A 20,660-nucleotide genomic window follows, 5' to 3' on the forward strand; every position below is an offset into this window, starting at 1 on the left:
TTTTAGATTCTGATAAATTTGTAATAGTTTGCTTTGAAATAGATAATTTAGTTTTCATTTTATTTATGGGTTTATATAATTGATTGTTGTTTTTTCTTGTACAAATTTGTGCATAAAATGAGAAGGAGATTTCTATATTTTCCTAATCTGTTGATTATCCATCTAAATCGTTTCATTATAAATGGATAGTAAATTTTAATTTATTATTCATTTGTAGGCAAACTTATGTTACTTATAAGAGGCTTGTTAGTAATGGTATATTGAAAATGTTCGTATTTAAAATTATGTTTGATGCAAAAACTTATAAAAAAACATATAGTATTTTGGGCATTATATTGCATTTATTATGCAGTTGCGTATAGTTTATCCCATGATTTAGCAATATCATTGTTATTATTTGCGAACGTAATTTTTATAAATCTGTCTTTTGCGATAGTTTTTTATAGTTGTCTCATTTTTATATATCCGAAATATTTAGCACATGGTAAATATTTTTTAGCTCTATTTGTGACTTTGATTACAGTATTAATTGGGATTATGATAAGAATTTTTGGGTTTAAATATTTATTTCCGTTAATTTTTTCCAATGCTGAAAATCAAGAAATTAATTTTATACAGATAATACTAACATTTTGGAACACCCAAATCTATGCTTTCTACGCTCTCGGCTACTACTTCGCTCAAAGAGCCATCAAACAACAAAAAGAAATTGCTACTAAAGACATAGAAATTGCTAATCAGAAAACTGCTATTGCAAAAAAAGAGTTGGAGCTTGCTGAGGAGAGAGAGAAAAATGCTATCTTAGCAAAGGAAAAAGCACAAGCTGAAATGGCTTTTTTGCGTTCTCAGATTAACCCTCACTTTATGTTTAATACTTTAAACATGATTTACAGTAAAGTGAGAGCTGCCTCGAAAGAAGCGGGGGATATCGTAATTGAGTTTGCAGATATGATGCGGTATGCTACCAGCACGAAACTGCAAGAAAATGAGGTTGATTTGCGTGGAGAACTTGATTTTGTCAAACAATATCTAAGTTTACATAAACAACGTAATCAACACAATGCTTTTATTGACTATGATGAAGAAGGGTATTTCTTTTCCCATAGAGTAGTACCAATGGTTTTAATTACTTTGGTAGAAAATGGAATTAAACACGGGCTTATTGATGACCCTAATTTCCCGCTCAAAATTAGAGCAAGTTTAATCGATGACGTATTTGTTTTTATTGTTCATAATTTGAAAAATAATCATTCTGACCAAATTATGGATAAAGGAAATACAGGTATCGGTATTAAAAATATTATAAAAAGATTAGATGCCGTTTATAGTAATGGTGGTTATTCTCTGGATTCGGAAGATGGAGAGGATGATTATATTGTAACTTTTACGGTGGATTTTAACCTAATAAAAAAATGATTAATTGCGTTGCAGTTGATGATGAACAAGCTGCTTTGGACATCATGATAGATTATATTAAGGATACTCCATTTCTAAATTTGGTTGCTGCTACTACCAATCCGATGGAAGTGGTGGGTATTTTGCAGTCTCAAGACGTTGATTTAGTTTTTGCTGATATTCAAATGCCTCGAATGAATGGCTTAAACTTAGTAAGTCTTTTTGAAGGAAAAGTAAAGTTTATTATGACTACTGGTTATCAGGAATATGCTTTGCAAAGTTTTGAATTTGGTGTTTTGGATTACTTGGTGAAACCATTTGGCTATCAACGTTTTTTGAAAGCCGTGAGCAAAATGCCTTTTGAGATGACTTTGGTTGATTCGCCTGTTGAAGAACCAGAACCAGAGCCAATGCCTAAAAAGGAAGAATATATCTTTGTAAAGGTTGATGCAAAAGGTAAATTCCATAAAGTATTGTATCGAGATGTTATCTTTATGGAGGCTCAAAAAACGTATGCTTCTATTACAACGCATGGCGATAGAATCACGACTAATTTAACGCTTTCGGATTTGGAAAAACGTTTGCCGTCTGACCGTTTTATGCGTATTCACCGCTCGTTTATTATTTCTAAAGATAGAATTACAGGAATTGAAGGTGATGAAGTTGTTTTGGATAAAGTATTGAGAATCCCGATTGGAGATACTTACAGAGAAACTTTCGCTAACTATATTGAAGGTAGTGTTTATTTCAAAGAAAAAGATACTGCGGTGGTGTTAGGGAAACGAATATCAAGAAGTAAAAGACCAGATGAATGATAAAAAAGGTTTAGGAAATCCCTAAACCTTTTTCTTTTTATAACGACAAGATGATTTGTCAGATTTAACGAAATATGACTTAAAGTTTAAGGCTTTCGGGTCTGTGCATCCTACCAAATTTAGCACTTCTATATTCTTGAAATCAATCGGGTGGCTTTCTGCTTGCATCGCAATATAACCAGATTTTAAAGCAGTAGCATCTTTATTTTTCCAAAAATCAATAGCCGTTTTATCCATTTTAGAAAACTCCCAATCTTCTTGTTTCCCACCAGTGAATCCACCACCAATTTGAGTTTTATTGTAAGTCAGAACGGTATCACCATTAATTACGTGATGAACTACCGAATCACCCAAAACGATAGCTTCTGCTTTTACCCATTGGTCACCATCATAGGTTTTTGAGTCGGAGTCAATACAATGGTCTGGACGAAGCTTTCCTTGCATATAAACTTGTGTTCCTGGAGAACATAGATTGCCTGTATGGCGTTCTCCTGTACCTAAACCTCCTAAGAGTTGCATTTCTAAAGACATCGGGAACGTTTGGTCAAATGTCAAACTTTGAGCTGACTGTGAATGTACCATGATTCCGCTATTTCTATTATTCCAAACTGCTCCACCCGGTGTTTGATTTCCCGTAAAACGATATTCAAACCTTACGATATAATACGAATATGGCTTCTGATAATAAATGTGACCATATTTGTCGTCAAAGGTTTTGTATTGGTCATAAACAACACGCATCATTCCATCTTCTACTCTAAAAGTATTTTTGTAATTATCATTCAATGGTTGTCCTGCAATTTTTATATCCCAACCAGACAAATCTTTTCCATTAAAAATAGAAATCCAATCTTTCGTCTCAGCCTTTTTTTGCGAGAATATGGAGGTCATATTGACAAATAGCAACAGCCCTAAAAGTATTTTTTTCATAGTTGTGTGAGATTTATTTTGAGATAATTTTAATCTATGTAATCTTAATTTAGCCGAAAAGTCATGGAAATATCAACTTCGTGACTAATTTTAAAACTAAACCCAATTTATAAACATGAAGGACTTTTGTAAATACAATTGACGTCATATTGTTGATAAATAGTTGTTTATCAGCATCTGATAAAATTATTCATTGTTAATTATCCATTATTAATTACTTACTGTCCGCCTTCTGTATTACTTTTTGATTTTTTCTCAGTCACTGCAATCGGTTTAAGCCAATAAGTATATTCGTAGTTTTTGTAATTCAATCGGTATTTTTCAAGGGGTAAATGTCCCCATGAGTCTATACCAGCTAATCCTGTTTGTTGCAAATCAATATTAAGGTAAACTTCTTCTCTACTAATCAAATCGCCTGAGTGATATTGAGCTTTATCTTCGGCAGGGTCAAGGTCTTCTTGTGAATGATTGATGGCATTTACATTGAGATAATCTGTATCTTGCAAAATCATCAAACCTCTTCCTTTACTATTCGTTAAACTTGCCCAACGAACATCCGCTTTATTACCCGATTCCTGTGGACGAACGTATGGATGATATTGGTCTTCTACTTTACCTTCAAACTGTCCGATGGTAGCACTGGTTTTTCTGTCCCAATAACTTTCATGAGGTCCACGACCATACCATTTTAGATTTGTAAATTCTTTAGGAAGAACCATTTGATTCCCAAAACGCATCATCATTGGATAGTTACCTCTTAAAGCATCAAATTTGTTTTTTACTTTGATATTTCCTTCGCCATCTACGTCGTAAGTTGTTGTATAGAGAGCATCGCCATTGAGCATTTTTTTCGTGAAAACGATTCGAGGATTTCCACTAATAACGGAAACTTTGGCATCAGAAATAGGCTCAATTTTACCCGTTTTCAACCAGATTCTTGACTTCTTTTGTGTGCTTGCTCCAAAATCATTGTCGTTGGCAGCACGCCAAAAGTCTGGCATTGGTCCTTTCTTGATTAATGAAATACCCTGTTTTACAAACGAACTAATTGTGCCAACTTCTTTGTCAAATACAACGATAAAATCGCTGCCCACAACTGTTATTTTAGAACCTGCTTCATTGATACTTGGAGCTTTTCCAGAAACTAAAGTAGGCGTTGGACGCTTAATGATATTTAATGGGAACTGTTCGTAAGCCATTTCTGAATTAGCGGCTAATAATGGTTCAGCAGATTTTAATTTTATTGACACATTTAAAAAATATTCTCTGCCAGCTCTTAATCCTGATTTTGGAGAAATGGTGAAAATTTTTACTTTGCCTGCTCCAATTCCTGTAAGATTGTCAATTTTTCCTCTATCAATTTCAATACCTTCTTCCAAAATTGACCAATTCAGTGAAAAATTGTCTAAGTTTCTGAAAGCGTATCCATTTTTAACTTCAACTTGGTTTAAGCCAACATTTTCTAATTTAATATTTTGATACACCTTTTTTACTTCCAAAGCATGAGGATGTAATTGTCGTTCAGGATTTACTAAACCATTACACAAGAAGTTTTTATCTGAATTAATATCCTTTGCACCCCAGTCGCCACCATAACCATAAATTTTCTTACCTGCTTTTTCGATAATAACGCCTTGGTCAACCCAGTCCCAAATAAATCCACCTTGTAGGTTTGGATATTTCTCAATCATATCCCAATATTCTTTGAAATTGCCGACAGAATTACCCATTGCATGAGCGTACTCGCACATAATATACGGACGGTCTTTGTAGCGTTGAGCGTATTTTTCCATCGCTTCAATATCTGGATACATTGGACAAACAATGTCAGTATTCCATTCTAATTCTGCCCGTTCGTATTGAACTGGACGAGTTGAATCATGTTCTTTTAGCCATGTGTAGGTATTATAAAAATTCCAGCCGTTTCCAGCTTCGTTTCCTAACGACCAAATGATGATTGAAGCGTGGTTTTTATCTCGCTCAAACATTCTTTGAGTACGTCTGATATGAGAATTCAAGAAAACAGGATTATTTCCTAATGTTTGATTGAGTCCATAACCCATTTCGTGAGACTCAATATTGGGTTCGTCCACCAAATAAAGTCCATATTCGTCACAGAGTTCATACCAACGTGGATGATTTGGATAATGAGAAGTTCTGACAGCATTGATGTTCAACGATTTCATCAACTGAATATCTTGCAACATTCTTTCTTCCGTCATTACGTGAATACTCACAGGGTCGTGTTCATGACGATTAACGCCTTTTATATAGATTGGCTTGCCATTGACTAACAATTGTCCGTTTTTGATTTCAGAAGTACGGAAGCCAATTTTACGTTTAATAACTTCCAAAACTTTTCCATCTTTATCCGTTAAAGTCAAAACTAAGGAATATAAATTCGGAATTTCTGCCGACCATTGAGCGACGTTTGGAATCTCTCCCTTTAATGTTATACGTTGTTTTTCAGTTCCTTTAACCATTTCGGGTTTAGGATTTTCTAATTTCAAAACCGACGCACCCGTAGCATCTAATACTTCGGCAGAAACCGTTATTGGCAAATCGTAATATGAAAAATTTTGAACATCTGCATCGAGCGTAAAGAGTCCATTGCGGTAATTATTATCCAAAACAGAAATAACTCTGAAGTCTCTTAAATCTAACTTTGGCGTTGCGTAAAGATAAACATCACGCTCAATTCCAGAAATTCGCCACATATCTTGACATTCGAGATACGAACCGTCCGACCAACGATAAACTTCTAAAGCAATTACGTTTTCTCCCGCATGAACATACTCTGTAATATCAAATTCCGATTCCAATTTAGAATCTTCTCCATACCCAACTTTTCGTCCGTTTACATAAATATAAAATGCTGATTTTACTGCTCCCAAATTAATGAAAACCTGTTTCCCTGTCCAATCAGCAGGTAAAGTGAATTTTTTACGATAAGAACCAACTGGGTTTTCTTCTGGGATTGGGGGAGGCGTACTGTTAAGGATTTTTGAGCTGTAAGTTGCTCCCCAATCATCGCTTGATTTGAAACGAGTATCAAATTCATAAGGAATATTGACGTAGATAGGAGTGCCATATCCTGCAAATTCCCAATTTGAAGGAACTTTAAAATTATCCCAACGAGTATCGTCGTAGTTTTCTTCGTAAAAATTGGCAGGTTTCAAAGCAGGTTTAGGTACCCATTTGAATTTCCAAGTTCCATTTAAAGAAAAGAAGTTTTTGGAAGAAGACCTGTTGCCAGCCATAGCCAATTCACGATTTTCAAAAGCAAATGCACTTGCACGGGCAGGTAAGCGATTTACTTCTGTAATGTTAGGGTCAAGCCATTCAGGTTTTTGAGCAACGTTTTGAGAAAATGAAAAGAAGCTACATAAAATAATAGCTGAAGAGAAAAATACTTTAATCATTATATGGGTCAGTGATGTTAGCTTATAAATATATTAAGGCACATTGTTGATAATCAAAGATATGCAAGATAAAGATTATTTAGCAAAAACGTATTCTTGAAGGTTAGGTTTTGGTAATCAATAAAAAAAGCCCCACAAAATAAACAATTTTGTGGGGCTTTTAATATCAGAATATAGCTAATTAGCTTTTCTTAGCTTTCTTTTTTGGAGCTAAAGAGTTAATCCAACCTGCAATTTTCAAAGCATCTTCTTTAGGTACTTTTAATGCCATCATTGGAGGATAACCTGGCCAGTTAGAAGGTTTTGGCGTTGCAATTAACTCAAGAATTCTTTCTGGAGTATATTTTCTTTTTGCTACTTCTGTATAAGCTGGGCCTACTAATTTAGTATCTACTTTATGACAAGCTGTACAAGTATATTTTGTCATTAGAGGCTTGATGTCCTCTGGAAAGTCTTGTGCTTGAGCGTTGATTGCAAGTCCTGCAAGCAATAATGTACTGAATAATGCTTTTTTCATGATAAAATTAAAAAAGGGATTTCTGGAATAATTTGGATTTACCTCTCAAAAGACAAAGTAACACACTTAATGGTTAAATTTTATCCTTTCTTGTTATTTTTATGTTTAAACGATGGATAAATCGTCTTGTTACATTGGTTCGTGTTAATGTTTTGTTAATGTTTGGCACGATACGCATCCACTGACGCTCTTACACTTCCGTGAACTTGCAATAAGGCTTCGGCTTCTTCTCTTTCAATTCCTAATTCTTTCATAACCATATTTTCTGCACGTACTACTAACTTATTGTTGCTCAATTGCATATCAACCATTCTGTTACCTCTGACACGTCCTAATTGAATCATTACTGAGGTAGAAATCATGTTCAAAATCAATTTCTGAGCTGTTCCTGATTTCATTCTTGTACTTCCTGTTACGAATTCAGGACCAGAAATGGCTTCAATTGGATATTCGGCAGCTTTAGAAATTTCACTGTCAGAATTACAAGAAATTGAACCTGTCAATAATCCATTTTCACGAGCTTTATTCAAACCTCCAATTACGTAAGGTGTTCTTCCTGATGCAGCAATGCCAATTAAAGTATCTAATTCATTGATGTTGTATTTCAAAAGGTCTTTCCAAGCCTGCTCGATGTCGTCTTCTGCATTTTCAACGGCTTTTCTGATGGCTCCGTCACCACCTGCAATTAAACCTACCACTAAGTCAAACGGAACGCCAAATGTTGGAGGGCATTCTGAAGCATCTACTACGCCCAAACGTCCGCTTGTTCCAGCACCAATATAAAATAAACGTCCGCCTTTTTTCATTCTCAAAACTATCTGACTGACAAGGGCTTCTATTTGTGGAATTGCTTTTTCAACAGCATACGGAACGGTTTTATCTTCGTTGTTAATTCCTTCCAAAATTTCCTTTACCGACATCTTGTCCAGATTGTCGTAGTGAGAAGTTTCTTCGGTTGTAAGTAGCTCTAAGTTGATTTCAGCCATGAGGGTAATGAGTGAATATATTGTATTTTATATCTAATAAGTTGTACCACAAAGATAAGGACATTTTGATAATTGGAGTCATAATTAGTCAAAAGCATCTTGCGAATATAAGGACATAGACGTACAATGCTATTTTTCTAACATCAAAAAGCCAAATAGATTATTGAGTTCTATTTGGCTTTTTGAGTGGGGTTATTTTAAAAAAAATCTCCAAAATGACTTTGGGTTTTTCTACGGACAAGGCTGTCCGTATTACACACTATAATATTTGAAAAATAAAGGTATTGTTTCAATTCCTTTGTAAAAATTGGATAATCCATAATGCTCGTTTGGTGAGTGGATAGCGTCAGAATCAAGCCCGAAGCCCATTAAGATTGTTTTTAAACCTAATTCTTTTTCAAATAATGCTACAATCGGAATACTACCACCACCACGAGTAGGAACTGGTTTTTTACCGAAAGCTTCTTCCATTGCTTTTTCAGCGGCACGATATTCTTTTGAATCGGTTGGCGTTACATAAGGTTCTCCACCATGATGTGGCTGAACTTTTACGGTTACGCCTGCGGGTGCAATAGATTCAAAATGCTTGGTGAATAAGGCTGTAATTTTATCCGATTGCTGATTGGGAACTAATCTCATCGAGATTTTGGCAGATGCTTTTGAAGGCAAAACTGTTTTGGCACCTTCGCCAATATAACCTCCCCAAATACCATTTGCATCAAGGGTTGGACGAATTGAAGCACGTTCCAAAGTTGTATAACCATCTTCGCCTCTTACGTCATCAATACCTAAATCTTTTTTGTACTCGTCTAAGTTGAAAGGCGTTTCTGCCATTGCTTCACGTTGAGCAGGCGTTAATTCCACCACATCATCGTAGAAATTTGGAATGGTAATGTGTCCGTTTTCATCGTGTAATGAAGCAATCATTTTACTCAAAACATTTATCGGATTGGCAACTGCACCACCGTAAACGCCTGAGTGTAAATCACGATTTGCTCCTGTAATTTCAACTTCTAAATAGCTCAAACCACGCAAACCAACGTCAATTGATGGAATATCATTGGCAATAATTGCCGTATCAGAAATCAAGATAACATCTGCCGCCAATTTTGCTTTATTCGCTTTTACGAAAATACCCAAATTGTCAGAACCAACTTCTTCTTCACCTTCAATCATGAATTTTACATTGCAAGGAAGAGAATTTGTCGCCATCATGGTTTCAAATGCTTTGATGTGCATATAAACCTGACCTTTGTCGTCGCAAGCACCACGAGCGTAGATTTTTTCATCTTTCACAACAGGTTCAAACGGAGGAGAATCCCAAAGATTTAATGGGTCAGCAGGTTGAACGTCGTAATGACCATAAACCAAAACAGTTGGCAAAGACGAATCAATAATCTTTTCGCCATACACGATTGGGTGTCCTGCTGTTTCACAAATTTCTGCAACATCAGCACCAGCCGCTTGAATTTTCTCACAGATAAATTCTGCCGCTTTGCGAACGTCATCTTTATATTTACTATCAGCACTAACTGATGGAATTCTTAGTAAATCGAGCAATTCTGAAAGGAAACGCTCTTTATTTTCTTGAATATATTGTTGCATAACTTTGGATTAAAAACTTTTGAAAGAAGTCTGTTGAATTGAATTACGACAAAATTAAAAAATGAAGAACTAAAACTTAGAAAATCTAAACTTTAATTCTTCATTTTATATTTTTTACGAATAAATACACTGTTTAATAAGTTATTTCAACTTTCGGGAAGTTTCCCAATCAAAGATTTTAGGATAAAAATTATTCAAAAAATTTATTAAACAGTATAATAAATAGCCGACAACCTAAAATTATTTTTTGGAATAATGAACTGACAATCAGTTTATTGCTAAATCCTAATGCCTAAACCCTAACCCCAATTATAAACTTACGCCTTTTTAGAACGCAACGAAATTTTACTTTCTTGTCCTTTAATGAGCCTTACAATATTTTTGCGGTGCGTGATAACAATCATTCCAAAAAGTAAGAATCCGAATACAATCACCAAGGTATTTTCTGGACCAAAAGCTTTCAATAATAATAAAATTGGGAATGAAAGTGATGCAATAATTGCTCCTAAAGAAACGTAATTGAACGATATAAAAACCAAGAAGAAAATCACCATACAAACCAATGCTGCTTCTGGATGAACAGACATCACCATACCTAATAACGTTGCCACACCTTTACCGCCTTTGAAGTTTGAGAACACAGGAAAAATATGACCTAAAACTGCCGCAAAACCGAAAAGCAATTTTAAATTTTGACATTCTTCCCATCCAATCAAATGACCGTAATACATCATCAAAGCAATTGACGTAGCCACCCAACCTTTAATGGCATCAATCAATAATACAACCGTTCCTGCTCTTTTTCCTAAGACTCTAAATGTATTGGTAGCTCCTGCATTTCCGCTTCCATGTTTACGAACATCAATACCGAAATAGGCTTCTCCGTACCAAATAGCTGTAGGAATTGAACCAAGTAAATAAGCCGCAATAGTGCAGGCGATGATTAAAACAATTAATGACATTGATTTGGATATAAATTTTAGGACTGTTTAACAGAAAAAACAGAAATTTTTGAAAATCCTTAAAAACAAATATATATCAAACTTTTGCTAAAACAAGTGAGTGACGAAAAGTTCTTTAAATTGTCCAAAAAGGCTCTTTTAAATGTTTTATTTTATAATTTTGAAATCGACTTTTTTCAAAAATCTATCAATTTAAACGTGATTTGTCAATGTTTAAAAACACGTTTCGGGAATAAAAAACATGAGAATAAATATTTTGGCAAGGATTTCGTTATTACAACTATCAGAATGTAAGCATTCTTTATAAATCAACAGTTAGTCAAATGGCTTTTAAAATGAAAACAATCTTAGCTTTTCTTCTTTCTATTTCTCTTTTTGTAAGTGAAGCGTCAGTTTCATCACCTTTAAATGGTGCTTGGCAGAGTAAAGATGCTGCTGGGAATACCGTTACCATGATTTGTTCCGAAAATTACCTTATGTACGCTGTCTATAATGTAGCACAACAAAAATATGTACGCTCTGGAGGTGGAACTTACCAATTTGCAGACTTGGGCGGTAAAAACGTGCTTTCATTCAAAAGAGAATTTAATACGGAAGACTCAACGGTGGTAGGCTTAACGGTTGCCAATCTTTACACGTTGAATAATGGAGAATTAAAATTAACTGAAGGTCCATTGGCGGGAAATTGGAAGAAAATTGATGACTCAAAAGCATCTAAAACAATGGCTAATGTTTGGCAAATCAGAGCCAGAGAGGGTGCTGATTTTAAAATGCAAGCCATCTTGAAAGGTTCGAGAAAAACCTTGAAAATTTTATCAGGAAATCGTTTCCAATGGGCAGCATTTAATACAGATACCCGTCAGTTTTTTGGAACAGGTGGCGGAACATATTCTGTAAAAGATGGAAAATATACTGAAACAATCGAGTTCTTTTCTCGTGATAATAAACGTACAGGTTCTTCTTTAACATTCGACTGTGTATTGAACGGAAAGGATTGGACGCACGCAGGGCAAAGCACAACAGGTACACGTGTTCATGAAATTTGGGAAAAACAAGAGTAGTAACGTAACACAGACTTTAGTCTGTAAAACATAAAATACAGACTAAAGTCTGTGTTACAAATCAAAAATAAATTCAGTCCAAAAGGCTGAATTTATTTTTTTTGTGCAATATTATAGAAAATACATATTAACCGATATTTCAATGTTGGATTACCTACCGCTTAAAAGATTTAAGCCTAAATAGTTGAAAATGCGTTAAAGATTTCTGAACTTTTCAAACATATATTAAAACATTCAAATTTGCAGATTTAAGGAATCTTCGCTTGTCGCAAATCGCTTGTCGCTTACTATAATCAACTAACACTTTCTCGATTTCTGAAATCGAGCTTAACCCCATGAAGCCCACTTTTCGTTTCTCTCAATTTTCGCTTTATTTTTTCAGTTTTATTTTCTTGTTTTTGGTTTCTTGTTCAAAGTTTGGCGACGTGGCTATCTCCAGCATGAACTTTGAAGATGAAGTGCAATTAGCTCAAAACTTGGTTTTTACATTTGACAAAGACCTCGTGCGTGACGGCGACCTAAACACTTGGGAAGCAGAACCATACATTGAAATTTCACCGAAAGTAGAAGGTAAATTCAAGTGGACAGCCACCAACGAATTGATATTTTCTCCTGCCGTTGGTTTTGAGCCTGCCACCGAATATACCGCTACTATCAGTAAGTCAATTGTGAATAAATCTGAGAAAAAATATGGCGTGAGTTCGGAGAAAATCAAGTTTCATACGCCTTATTTGAAGTTAGATAATGTAGAAACTTATTGGACAAAATCTCGTGAAGATGGACAAGGAGCTGCCGTTTTGAAATTGAATTTTAACTATCCAGTGAATCCGCAAGAAGTGGCTAAAGTGTTGAAAGTAACAGATTCCGACGATAAAAAATACGATTTTCAGATGAACCAAACGGGAGCATCTCAAAGTGTGAGCGTGAAAATTAAAAGCTTATCAGATGGAGAAGGGAAATCGCTAAAAATCAATTTAGAAAAAGGACTTTCTATGCCAAATTCTAAGTTTGAAACACCAGAGGAATTGACTTTTGAAACGTCTTTGCCCGATATTAAAACCTTAGAAATCACCAACGTAGAACACGGTTTTGAAAATAATCAAGGCTTTGTGAAAGTCGTTACCAATCAGACGATTAGCGTTCAAGATTTAGAGAAAATCTATAAAGTAGAAATCAACGGAGCATCATCTGAAGAAGTGATTGAGGAACCCATAATCGAATATGATTCCTTGGGGAATCCAATCGAAAAAGCACCTGTTACACCAAAAGCTAAACCTCAAACGCCGACACTCGAAACCAAAGCCGAAATCACAGAAAATGGTTTTATCATTAAAGGTGATTTTAACGAAACCGATAATTATGTTTTGACCATCAATAAAGAAGCAAAAGGGGTTTTAGGAGCTTCATTGTCAGATGATTATACGAAAGATTTGTACTTCGGACAAATGCCTGCATCAATTGGATTTGTGAATAAAAAAGCCGTTTATCTATCATCAAAAGGTAGTAAAAATGTAGCCATCAATATTGTCAATACGCCAAAAGTGAACGTTAGAATTGCCAAAATTTACGAGAACAATATTTTGCATTTTTTGACGAATGGAAGATACGCAAGCTATGAAAATTATGATTACGAAGACGGAGCGGAAAGCCACCCCAATAATTATGATTACGACACCGACGAAGCAGGTCAATATTCAGATGTTATCGTCAATAAAACCGTTGAAACTGCCAATCTTGCCAAAACGAAGGGCGTTAGAGCCTTGAATTTATCTTTGCCCGAACAAAATTCTATCAAAGGAATTTACTTGGTAAGCGTTAATTCTAACGATGAATATTATAACCGTGCCACCAAATTAGTGAGTATTTCGGATATTGGTTTAATCATGAAATCCTCTGAAAATGAAGTGGTTGTGTTTGCTAATTCTATCAAAACTGCCGAGCCAATCGGTGGGGTGGAAGTAAGTTTGATTTCGTCAAATAATCAAACCATTCAAACGGTAAAAACAGACGGAAAAGGCATGGCGATTTTCAAGGAATTTAAGGCTTCAAAGTTCCGTCCAGCCATGATTACGGCTCATACCGAAGACGATTTTAATTACCTTTTCTTAGATGGTTCGCAAGTGGAAACGTCTCGTTTTGATGTAGAAGGAAAACGTGATAATGCTTCGGGTTTTGATGCCTTTATTTATGGCGACCGTGACATTTATCGTCCGGGGGAAACGCTTCATTTCAATACTATTATTCGTAAAAATAAGTGGGAATCGGTTGGTGAAATTCCTGTGAAAATCCGTTTGCTTTTGCCAAATGGAAAGGAGTTCCAAACTTTCAAGAAAACGACTAATGCACAAGGTGCGGTAGAAATGTCTGTGCCTACCGACCGTGCGTCTATCACGGGTGTGTATGTGGTGGAAGTGCTGAACGCCAACGATGTTTTATTGGCTTCTCGCAATATTTCTATCGAAGAATTTATGCCCGACCGTATCAAGGTTGATGTCAAAGCTGGAAAGGAATTTTATCGAAATGGCGAGACGCTTCAAATCATGGCTACGGCAACCAATTTGTTTGGTTCTCCTGCGTCAAATCGAAATTATCAAATGGAGTTGAACTTGAATCGTAAACTGTTTGAACCCAAAGATTATAAAGGGTATGTCTTTGATATTCAGGATAATACCAATTTTGAAATGGTTGCTCGTGAAGGCGTAACCAATGAAAATGGGATTGCTTCGGAAGGTTTCCAAATTCCTGCCACCTACGCAAATATGGGCGTTTTGGAAGCAAAAACGTATGTGACGGTTTTTGACGAAACAGGTCGCCCTGTGAATCGTCTGAGTAAATTAGACATTTTTACGCAATCTGTTTTCTACGGAATCGGAATGCCAGATACTTATATTGGCACAAATGTACCGACACAAATTCCGTTGGTGGCTTTGAATAAGGACGGGAAACCCATTTCTGCAAAAGGTCGAGTAGAAATTGTACGTTTTGATTATCAGACGGTTATTGAGAAAAATGCCGATAATTCGCTAAAATATTCTTCTAAAAAACAAACCAAAGTAGTGTATTCTCGCACAATGAATTTTGACGGCGGAAAAGCAACCGTAAACTATGCACCACCCGTTTCGGGCGAGTACGAAATTCGTGTTCATAGCGAAGGAGCAAAATCTTGGACGGCTCAGAGTTTCTATGCCTATGGTTTTGGAACGACTGAGAATAGTTCGTTTGAAGTCAATAACGAAGGAAAAGTTGAGATGTCATTTGATAAAGAAAAATACAATGTTGGCGATAATGCAACGGTACTTTTCAAAACGCCATTTGCAGGAAAGTTGATTGTAACGATTGAAAGAAATCACGTTTTGGAAAACTATGTGATTGAAACGGATAAAAAATCGGCAGAATTGAGTTTCAAAATTGGGAAAGAGCATTTGCCAAACGTTTATGTTTCAGCTACGTTGATTCGTCCGATGGATAATTCAAATTTACCGCTCACGGTGGCTCACGGATACGCCCCTGTGATGGTGGAAGATTTGGATAATAATTTACCGATTGAAATTGTGGCGGTAGAAAAATCACGGTCAAAAACCAAACAACGAGTAACCATTAAAACCAAAGGAAGCACAGAATTGACGATTGCAGTAGTGGATGAAGGAATTTTGCAATTGAAAAACTTCAAAACGCCAGACCCATACAATTATTTTTACCAAAAACAGGCTTTGGAAGTAAATAGCTATGATTTGTATCCGTTCTTATTTCCAGAATTATCAATTTCGGGAAGTTCGTCAGTCGGTGGAGATGGCTACGATATGCAAAAACGAGTAAATCCTTTGAATAACGGACGGGTAAATTTAGTGGCAATTTGGTCGGGAATCGTGAAAACTGGCATAGGAGGAGAAGCAACTTTTGAGTTTGACATTCCACAGTTTTCGGGAGATTTACGCATCATGGCGGTGGCTTACAAAGACGAAGCATTTGGTTCGGCAACTAAAAATATGAAAGTGGCAGACCCACTCGTGATTTCGACGGCTTTGCCAAGATTTGCTTCGCCAAATGACGAAATTCAAGTGCCTGTAAACATCACCAATACCACCAAACAAAATGCCAATGTTACGGCAACGGTTTCATTATCTGGCGGATTATCGGTAGTGGGTAAACCTTCTCAAACCTTAATTATTCCTGCGGAAAAAGAAGGCAGAGCTTATTTCTCGGTAAAAGCCGCTCCAAGTATCGGCAATGCAACCGTAAATGTGGTGGTAAATGGCTTAAAAGAGAAGTTTACAGAAAAAACAGAATTAACGATTCGTCCAACGACTTCATTGCTGAAAACATCCGTAGCGGGCGTGGTGAATGGTGGCTCAACTGCCAATGTAAATTTGATACATGATTATATTCCGAGTTCATTAAAAACAGAAATGACCGTGAGTAAATCGCCAATGGTTCAGTTTATGGACAAGTTCCAAAACTTACTCAATTATCCTTATGGTTGTGTAGAACAAACCACCTCAACGGCTTTTCCACAATTGTACTTTTCTGATTTTGTGAAACAAATTCAATCGGGTAAAAAGCCGTATATGAAAACGGGCGAAAACCAATTAAATCCACGCCATAACGTAGAAGCCGCCATTCATAAATTAGAAACCATGCAGTTACCAAGCGGTGGATTGTCGTATTGGCAAGGAGGCGACCGTGACTCTTGGTGGGGTTCTGCTTTTGCTACGCACTTTATGTTGGAGGCTCAAAAGAACGATTTTCAAGTAAATAGCTCAACTTTGGGCAAATTAATTGAGTATCTGACGGTCAATTCAAATACCAAGAAAACCGATAAAGAATACTATTATTTAGAAACAGGAAGCTACGAAACCAAAGTTATTGCGGCTCGTGAAACCATTTATAGTTTGTATGTTTTGGCGATGGCAGGCAAGCCAAATCGTTCAGTGATGAATTATTACAAATCTAATATGGACTTACTCACCACTGACTCAAAATATCTCTTGGCAGCAGCGTACAGTTTGATTGGCGAAGTGAAAAGTTACAATGCTATTTTGCCAAGAAATTACGGTTCAGAAATTACCGAAAGACAATCGGGAGGAAGTTTCAGTTCGCCAATTAGAAATCAGGCTTTGGTATTGAACACTTTGATTGACACCGACCCCAATAATTTACAAATTCCGACCTTGGCGAGACAATTATCCCAAAATCTAAAAGCCGAACCATATTTGACCACCCAAGAACAAGCTTTTGCATTTTTAGCGTTGGGTAAATTAGCGAAAAAAGCTAATGCAAGTACCGTAACGGCTTCTATTTTGAGTAATAATAAAGTAGTAGGAAATTTTACGACGAATGATTTATTGATTAAAAATATGGGAAATCAGTCGGTTATTCGCACGCAAGGACGTGGAAGTTTGTACTATTTTGCCCAAGCCGAAGGTTTAAGTGCAACGGGAAAATACGAAAATATTGATAATGTATTGAAGGTAAGAAAGCAGTTTTATACTCGTTCAGGACAACCATTAGGCGGAGCGAAATTTAAGCAAAATCAGTTAGTGGTGGTAAAAATTACGCTCCAAAGTACCAACGGATTAGCCGTTGAAAACGTAGTAGTTACGGATATGCTCCCTGCGGGCGTAGAAATCGAAAACCCAAGATTAACCGCAGACCGAGACTTAGTTTGGGTAAAAGACCAAACCGTACCAGAGCATTTCGACATCAGAGACGACCGAATTAATTTCTTTACCAACATTTCAGACAAACCGCAAACGTTCTATTATTTAGTAAGAGCCGTTTCAAAAGGCAAATTCCAAATGGGACCCGTATCAGCCGATGCGATGTATCGTGGGGAGTATCGTTCGTATTCAGGGGGTGGGGTTGCTGTGGTGGAGTAGGGGTGGTATTTGTTTTATTATGATATTAAGTTGCTATCCTAAATGTTTAATTTTAGATTTGTATTATGGATTATAGATTAGAAAATTTATCAGAAGATGACTTTGAAGGACTCGTTAATATACTTTGCCAACAAATTTTAGGTACGGGAATTGTGAGTTTTTCAAAGGGTAAAGACGGAGGTAGAGATGGAAGATTTACAGGAACTGCCAATAAATATCCATCTGAATCTGAAAAATGGTCAGGGAAGTTTGTTGTTCAAGCCAAACATACAACTGATTATAATAGTAGTTGTTCTGATAACCCTTTTTACGGAAATCAAAAAAGTCTTATCAATTTAGAAATTGAAAAAGTAAAGAACTTAAAATCTAATAATGAAATAGATAATTATTTGCTATTTACAAATCGAAAAGAAACAGAAAGTCGAGAGCATGCCGTTAAGCGTATTAAAGCGGAAACTGATTTAAGTTGTGTTGATATTATTGGTAAAGAAACTATTCACTCTTGGCTATCACAATATAAGGAAATTGTTAAACAGTTTGGTTTAGATAAGTTTACAATGCCTTTTGAGTTTTATGAAAAAGACATTAGAGATTTAATTATTATTTTTCATGACACACTTCCTAACCTTACAAAAAATGGTAATTTGATATTGGATAGACCAAGTATTGAGAATAAAAATCAAATTAATAATTTAGATAAATCATATTATGAAAATATAATTTTAGCAGATTTAGACCGTTACGAAAAGCAAATATTAGATTTTTTGCAAAACCCAATTAATGGAGAGTTTGCTCAGTTTTATGAAGAAACTTCCTTAGAATTGAAAAGAGTCATAGAATCAAATAGAGAAAAATTTGATGATTTTAAGAATGTATTTGAATTTCTGACAAAGTATTTAATGGATAAAGAGCCTGAAAAACTCAAAAAATATCGAAACACGATTCCTGCCTTTTTTCATTTCATGTATTATAACTGTGATATAGGTCGAAATAAATGATAATACCGCATAAATATCTAAATTTAGATTTATCAGTTATTAATGTTAGTGCATTAATTATTGATAAACTAAAAAAGCATAGCTTGTTGACATACGACGAGTTGCTCAATATGACTATAAATGCTCTTGGCAAAAATGCTAAGGAGGTATTTCCGTATTCTTTAAATTTTCTGTTTTTGTTAGATAAGTTACACTATTTGCCTGAGTTGGACGTGTTTCAACTAAATTTTGATTAGATGAAGTTAAGTAAAATATATAGCAACAAGCCATTTCAAAATACCACCTTTATTATTGAAAAAGGGGGCTTTAATGCTATAATTGGTGATGTAAAAGGGAAACAAAATGATTCTAAACAGCACAATCTTGGTAAGTCAAAATTCGGAGAGTTAGTTGATTTTTTACTTTTAAAGGGTATTGACACCAAAAAGTTCTTTTTTTACAAAGATAGTAGTAAAGAAAAGTTTACAGGATATGAGTTTTATTTAGAAGTTCTTTTAAATAGTGGAAAATATCTTACTGTAAAAAGAACCGTTGACTATCCTACCAAAATCTCATTTAAACTAAATGAAGCCCGTTCAACGGACTATATTTATTATGAGAATTTTGATAAAACCCTCATGCCAATTGACAAAGCAAAAGATTATTTAAACGAATTGTTAAATTTTGACTTCTGTAAATCAAATAATGAAAGTTATCGTCGTTTGGTAAGTTATTCTTTGCGTACTCAGGGTGACTATGAACCCAAAATGAAAACAATATTCCAACTAAGAAAATTTGCCAAAAATAAAGATAAAGATTGGAAGCCTTTGTTGTTCAGCCTATTGGGTTTTGATGGAAAAGTATTAAGGGAAAAATATGAGTTAGAGGAAAAAATAAAAGAAGATAATAAAACAATAAAAAACCAAGAAAAAGACTTTGGAATTAAATCAGAAGATAAAGATGCAATTGTTGGTAAAAAACAGAATGTTGAGATAGATAGAGAAATTTTACAAGGAGAATTAGAAAATCTAAATTTCTATAATCAGGACAAGGCAACCATTCAAAATTTAGTGGGCAATATTGAAGAGGAAATAGCTGAACTGAATACTCAACTATACAATATCGAATATGATATTAAAAAACTAAATGATTCTATTCGGAATGAATTCTCATTTGACATCAAAAAAATTAAGAATATTTTTGACGAAGTTGATTTATATTTTCCCGATAAATTAACAAAGTCTTACGAACAATTAATTGACTTTAATCACCAAATTACGCAAGAAAGAAATAGCCAAATAAGACATACTCTTTCGGAAAAACTACAAGAAGAAAAAGAAATAAGTGGAAAATTAATTGTACTGAATAAAAAAAGAGAACAGTTCAGAGAGTTAATTCAAGATACTTCTTTGTTTAAAAAATATGCAATCTATCAGAAAAAAATGATAGAGATTGAAAGAGAACTTTATAAGTATCAAACACAATTGGATGCTATAAAGGAGATGGAAGAAAAGAAAGAGAAAATTGAAGAAAAACAAAAACACGAACTGCAAGAAGTAAGAGACCTGTTAAAAGAAATTGTGGATAATACCGCTAATTGTACCTTATACATGAGTATTCGTAAGACTTTTTCTGAAATAGTAAAGCGTGTGCTAAACGAAAATGCTTTAATTAAAATTAGTCCTAATTCAAATTATAACATTGAGTTTGACCCTTATTTTCCAGATTACGCAAAAGATGAAGGTGCTACTTACTATAAAATACTTTGCGTAGCATTTGATTTGGCTATTCTAATAAATTACAGAGAACAATCTCACTTTCGTTTCGTTTACCATGATGATGTAATTTCTGGTGATGATAATGGCGTAAAATCAAGATTAATAGAGGTTGTTCGAGAAATTTGCGAAAAATATAATATTCAGTATATCTTCTCTGCAATTAAAGATAATATACCCCAAAGTCAAGATATATCTCAAAATATTATCTTAGAACTCAATGATAAAGATGATAATGGAAAACTATTTAAAATGACTTTTTAATAATCAAAATAGATTGTAATCCAAAAATATCATAATAATATTAGATTACAATCTGTTTTAATGATGTTTTTGATA

General features: G+C 34.9%; 13 protein-coding genes. 7 read left to right on the top strand and 6 right to left on the bottom strand.

Annotated elements, in window-relative coordinates:
- The first annotated feature begins 291 nt into the window (after positions 1-291).
- Both LV89_RS20245 and LV89_RS20250 read left to right on the top strand, forming a co-directional pair.
- Positions 292-1,416, top strand: coding sequence for a sensor histidine kinase (locus tag LV89_RS20245; RefSeq protein ID WP_109744747.1), 1,125 nt, complete (start codon positions 292-294; stop codon positions 1,414-1,416).
- Entirely contained in the window at positions 1,413-2,210 is a 798-nt protein-coding gene (locus LV89_RS20250) for a LytR/AlgR family response regulator transcription factor (RefSeq protein ID WP_109744748.1), read from the top strand. Before LV89_RS20245 ends, LV89_RS20250 begins: the two co-directional genes overlap by 4 nt.
- Positions 2,211-2,231: 21 nt before the next feature.
- Here the strand turns inward: LV89_RS20250 and LV89_RS20255 are convergent, their stop codons facing one another.
- The 6 genes from LV89_RS20255 to plsY form a co-directional block, all read right to left on the bottom strand.
- Positions 2,232-3,140: a 3-keto-disaccharide hydrolase gene (locus tag LV89_RS20255; RefSeq protein ID WP_109744749.1), complete on the bottom strand. Its 909-nt coding sequence runs from the start codon at positions 3,138-3,140 to the stop codon at positions 2,232-2,234.
- A 218-nt stretch (positions 3,141-3,358) separates the two neighbouring features.
- Positions 3,359-6,562: a beta-galactosidase, LacZ type gene (gene lacZ, locus LV89_RS20260; RefSeq protein WP_109744750.1), complete on the bottom strand. Its 3,204-nt coding sequence runs from the start codon at positions 6,560-6,562 to the stop codon at positions 3,359-3,361.
- Positions 6,563-6,743: 181 nt separating this feature from the next.
- Entirely contained in the window at positions 6,744-7,079 is a 336-nt protein-coding gene (locus LV89_RS20265; RefSeq protein ID WP_109744751.1) for a c-type cytochrome, read from the bottom strand.
- 155 nt (positions 7,080-7,234) lie between these two features.
- The gene (murQ, locus tag LV89_RS20270) at positions 7,235-8,065 is read right to left on the bottom strand and encodes an N-acetylmuramic acid 6-phosphate etherase (RefSeq protein ID WP_109744752.1); all 831 of its coding nucleotides are present in this window, start codon (positions 8,063-8,065) and stop codon (positions 7,235-7,237) included.
- A gap of 252 nt (positions 8,066-8,317) precedes the next feature.
- Positions 8,318-9,670: a dipeptidase gene (locus LV89_RS20275; RefSeq protein WP_109744753.1), complete on the bottom strand. Its 1,353-nt coding sequence runs from the start codon at positions 9,668-9,670 to the stop codon at positions 8,318-8,320.
- Between the two features lie 317 nt (positions 9,671-9,987).
- Positions 9,988-10,632 (bottom strand): glycerol-3-phosphate 1-O-acyltransferase PlsY, encoded by a 645-nt coding sequence (gene plsY, locus LV89_RS20280; RefSeq protein WP_109744754.1) that lies wholly within the window; start codon positions 10,630-10,632, stop codon positions 9,988-9,990.
- Between the two features lie 335 nt (positions 10,633-10,967).
- Here plsY and LV89_RS20290 point away from each other — a divergent pair, with 335 nt between their 5' ends.
- The 5 genes from LV89_RS20290 (at position 10,968) to LV89_RS20310 (ending at position 20,585) form a co-directional block, all read left to right on the top strand.
- Positions 10,968-11,693: a membrane or secreted protein gene (locus LV89_RS20290; RefSeq protein ID WP_146199218.1), complete on the top strand. Its 726-nt coding sequence runs from the start codon at positions 10,968-10,970 to the stop codon at positions 11,691-11,693.
- 335 nt (positions 11,694-12,028) lie between these two features.
- Positions 12,029-17,569 carry an alpha-2-macroglobulin family protein gene (locus tag LV89_RS20295; protein ID WP_109744757.1) on the top strand — a complete coding sequence of 1,847 codons (5,541 nt, stop codon included), beginning with the start codon at positions 12,029-12,031 and terminating at the stop codon, positions 17,567-17,569.
- 65 nt (positions 17,570-17,634) lie between these two features.
- A complete protein-coding gene (locus LV89_RS20300; RefSeq protein WP_109744758.1) occupies positions 17,635-18,567 on the top strand; it encodes an ABC-three component system protein in 933 nt (310 codons plus the stop codon).
- Entirely contained in the window at positions 18,564-18,803 is a 240-nt protein-coding gene (locus LV89_RS25965) for an ABC-three component system middle component 8 (RefSeq protein WP_109744759.1), read from the top strand. Before LV89_RS20300 ends, LV89_RS25965 begins: the two co-directional genes overlap by 4 nt.
- Positions 18,804-20,585, top strand: a complete 1,782-nt coding sequence (locus LV89_RS20310) for a DUF2326 domain-containing protein (protein WP_109744760.1) — start codon at positions 18,804-18,806, stop codon at positions 20,583-20,585. It begins immediately after the preceding gene.
- Positions 20,586-20,660: the final 75 nt, after the last annotated feature.

It is taken from the genome of Arcicella aurantiaca (assembly GCF_003148625.1).
Taxonomy (GTDB): Bacteria; Bacteroidota; Bacteroidia; order Cytophagales; family Spirosomataceae; genus Arcicella; species Arcicella aurantiaca.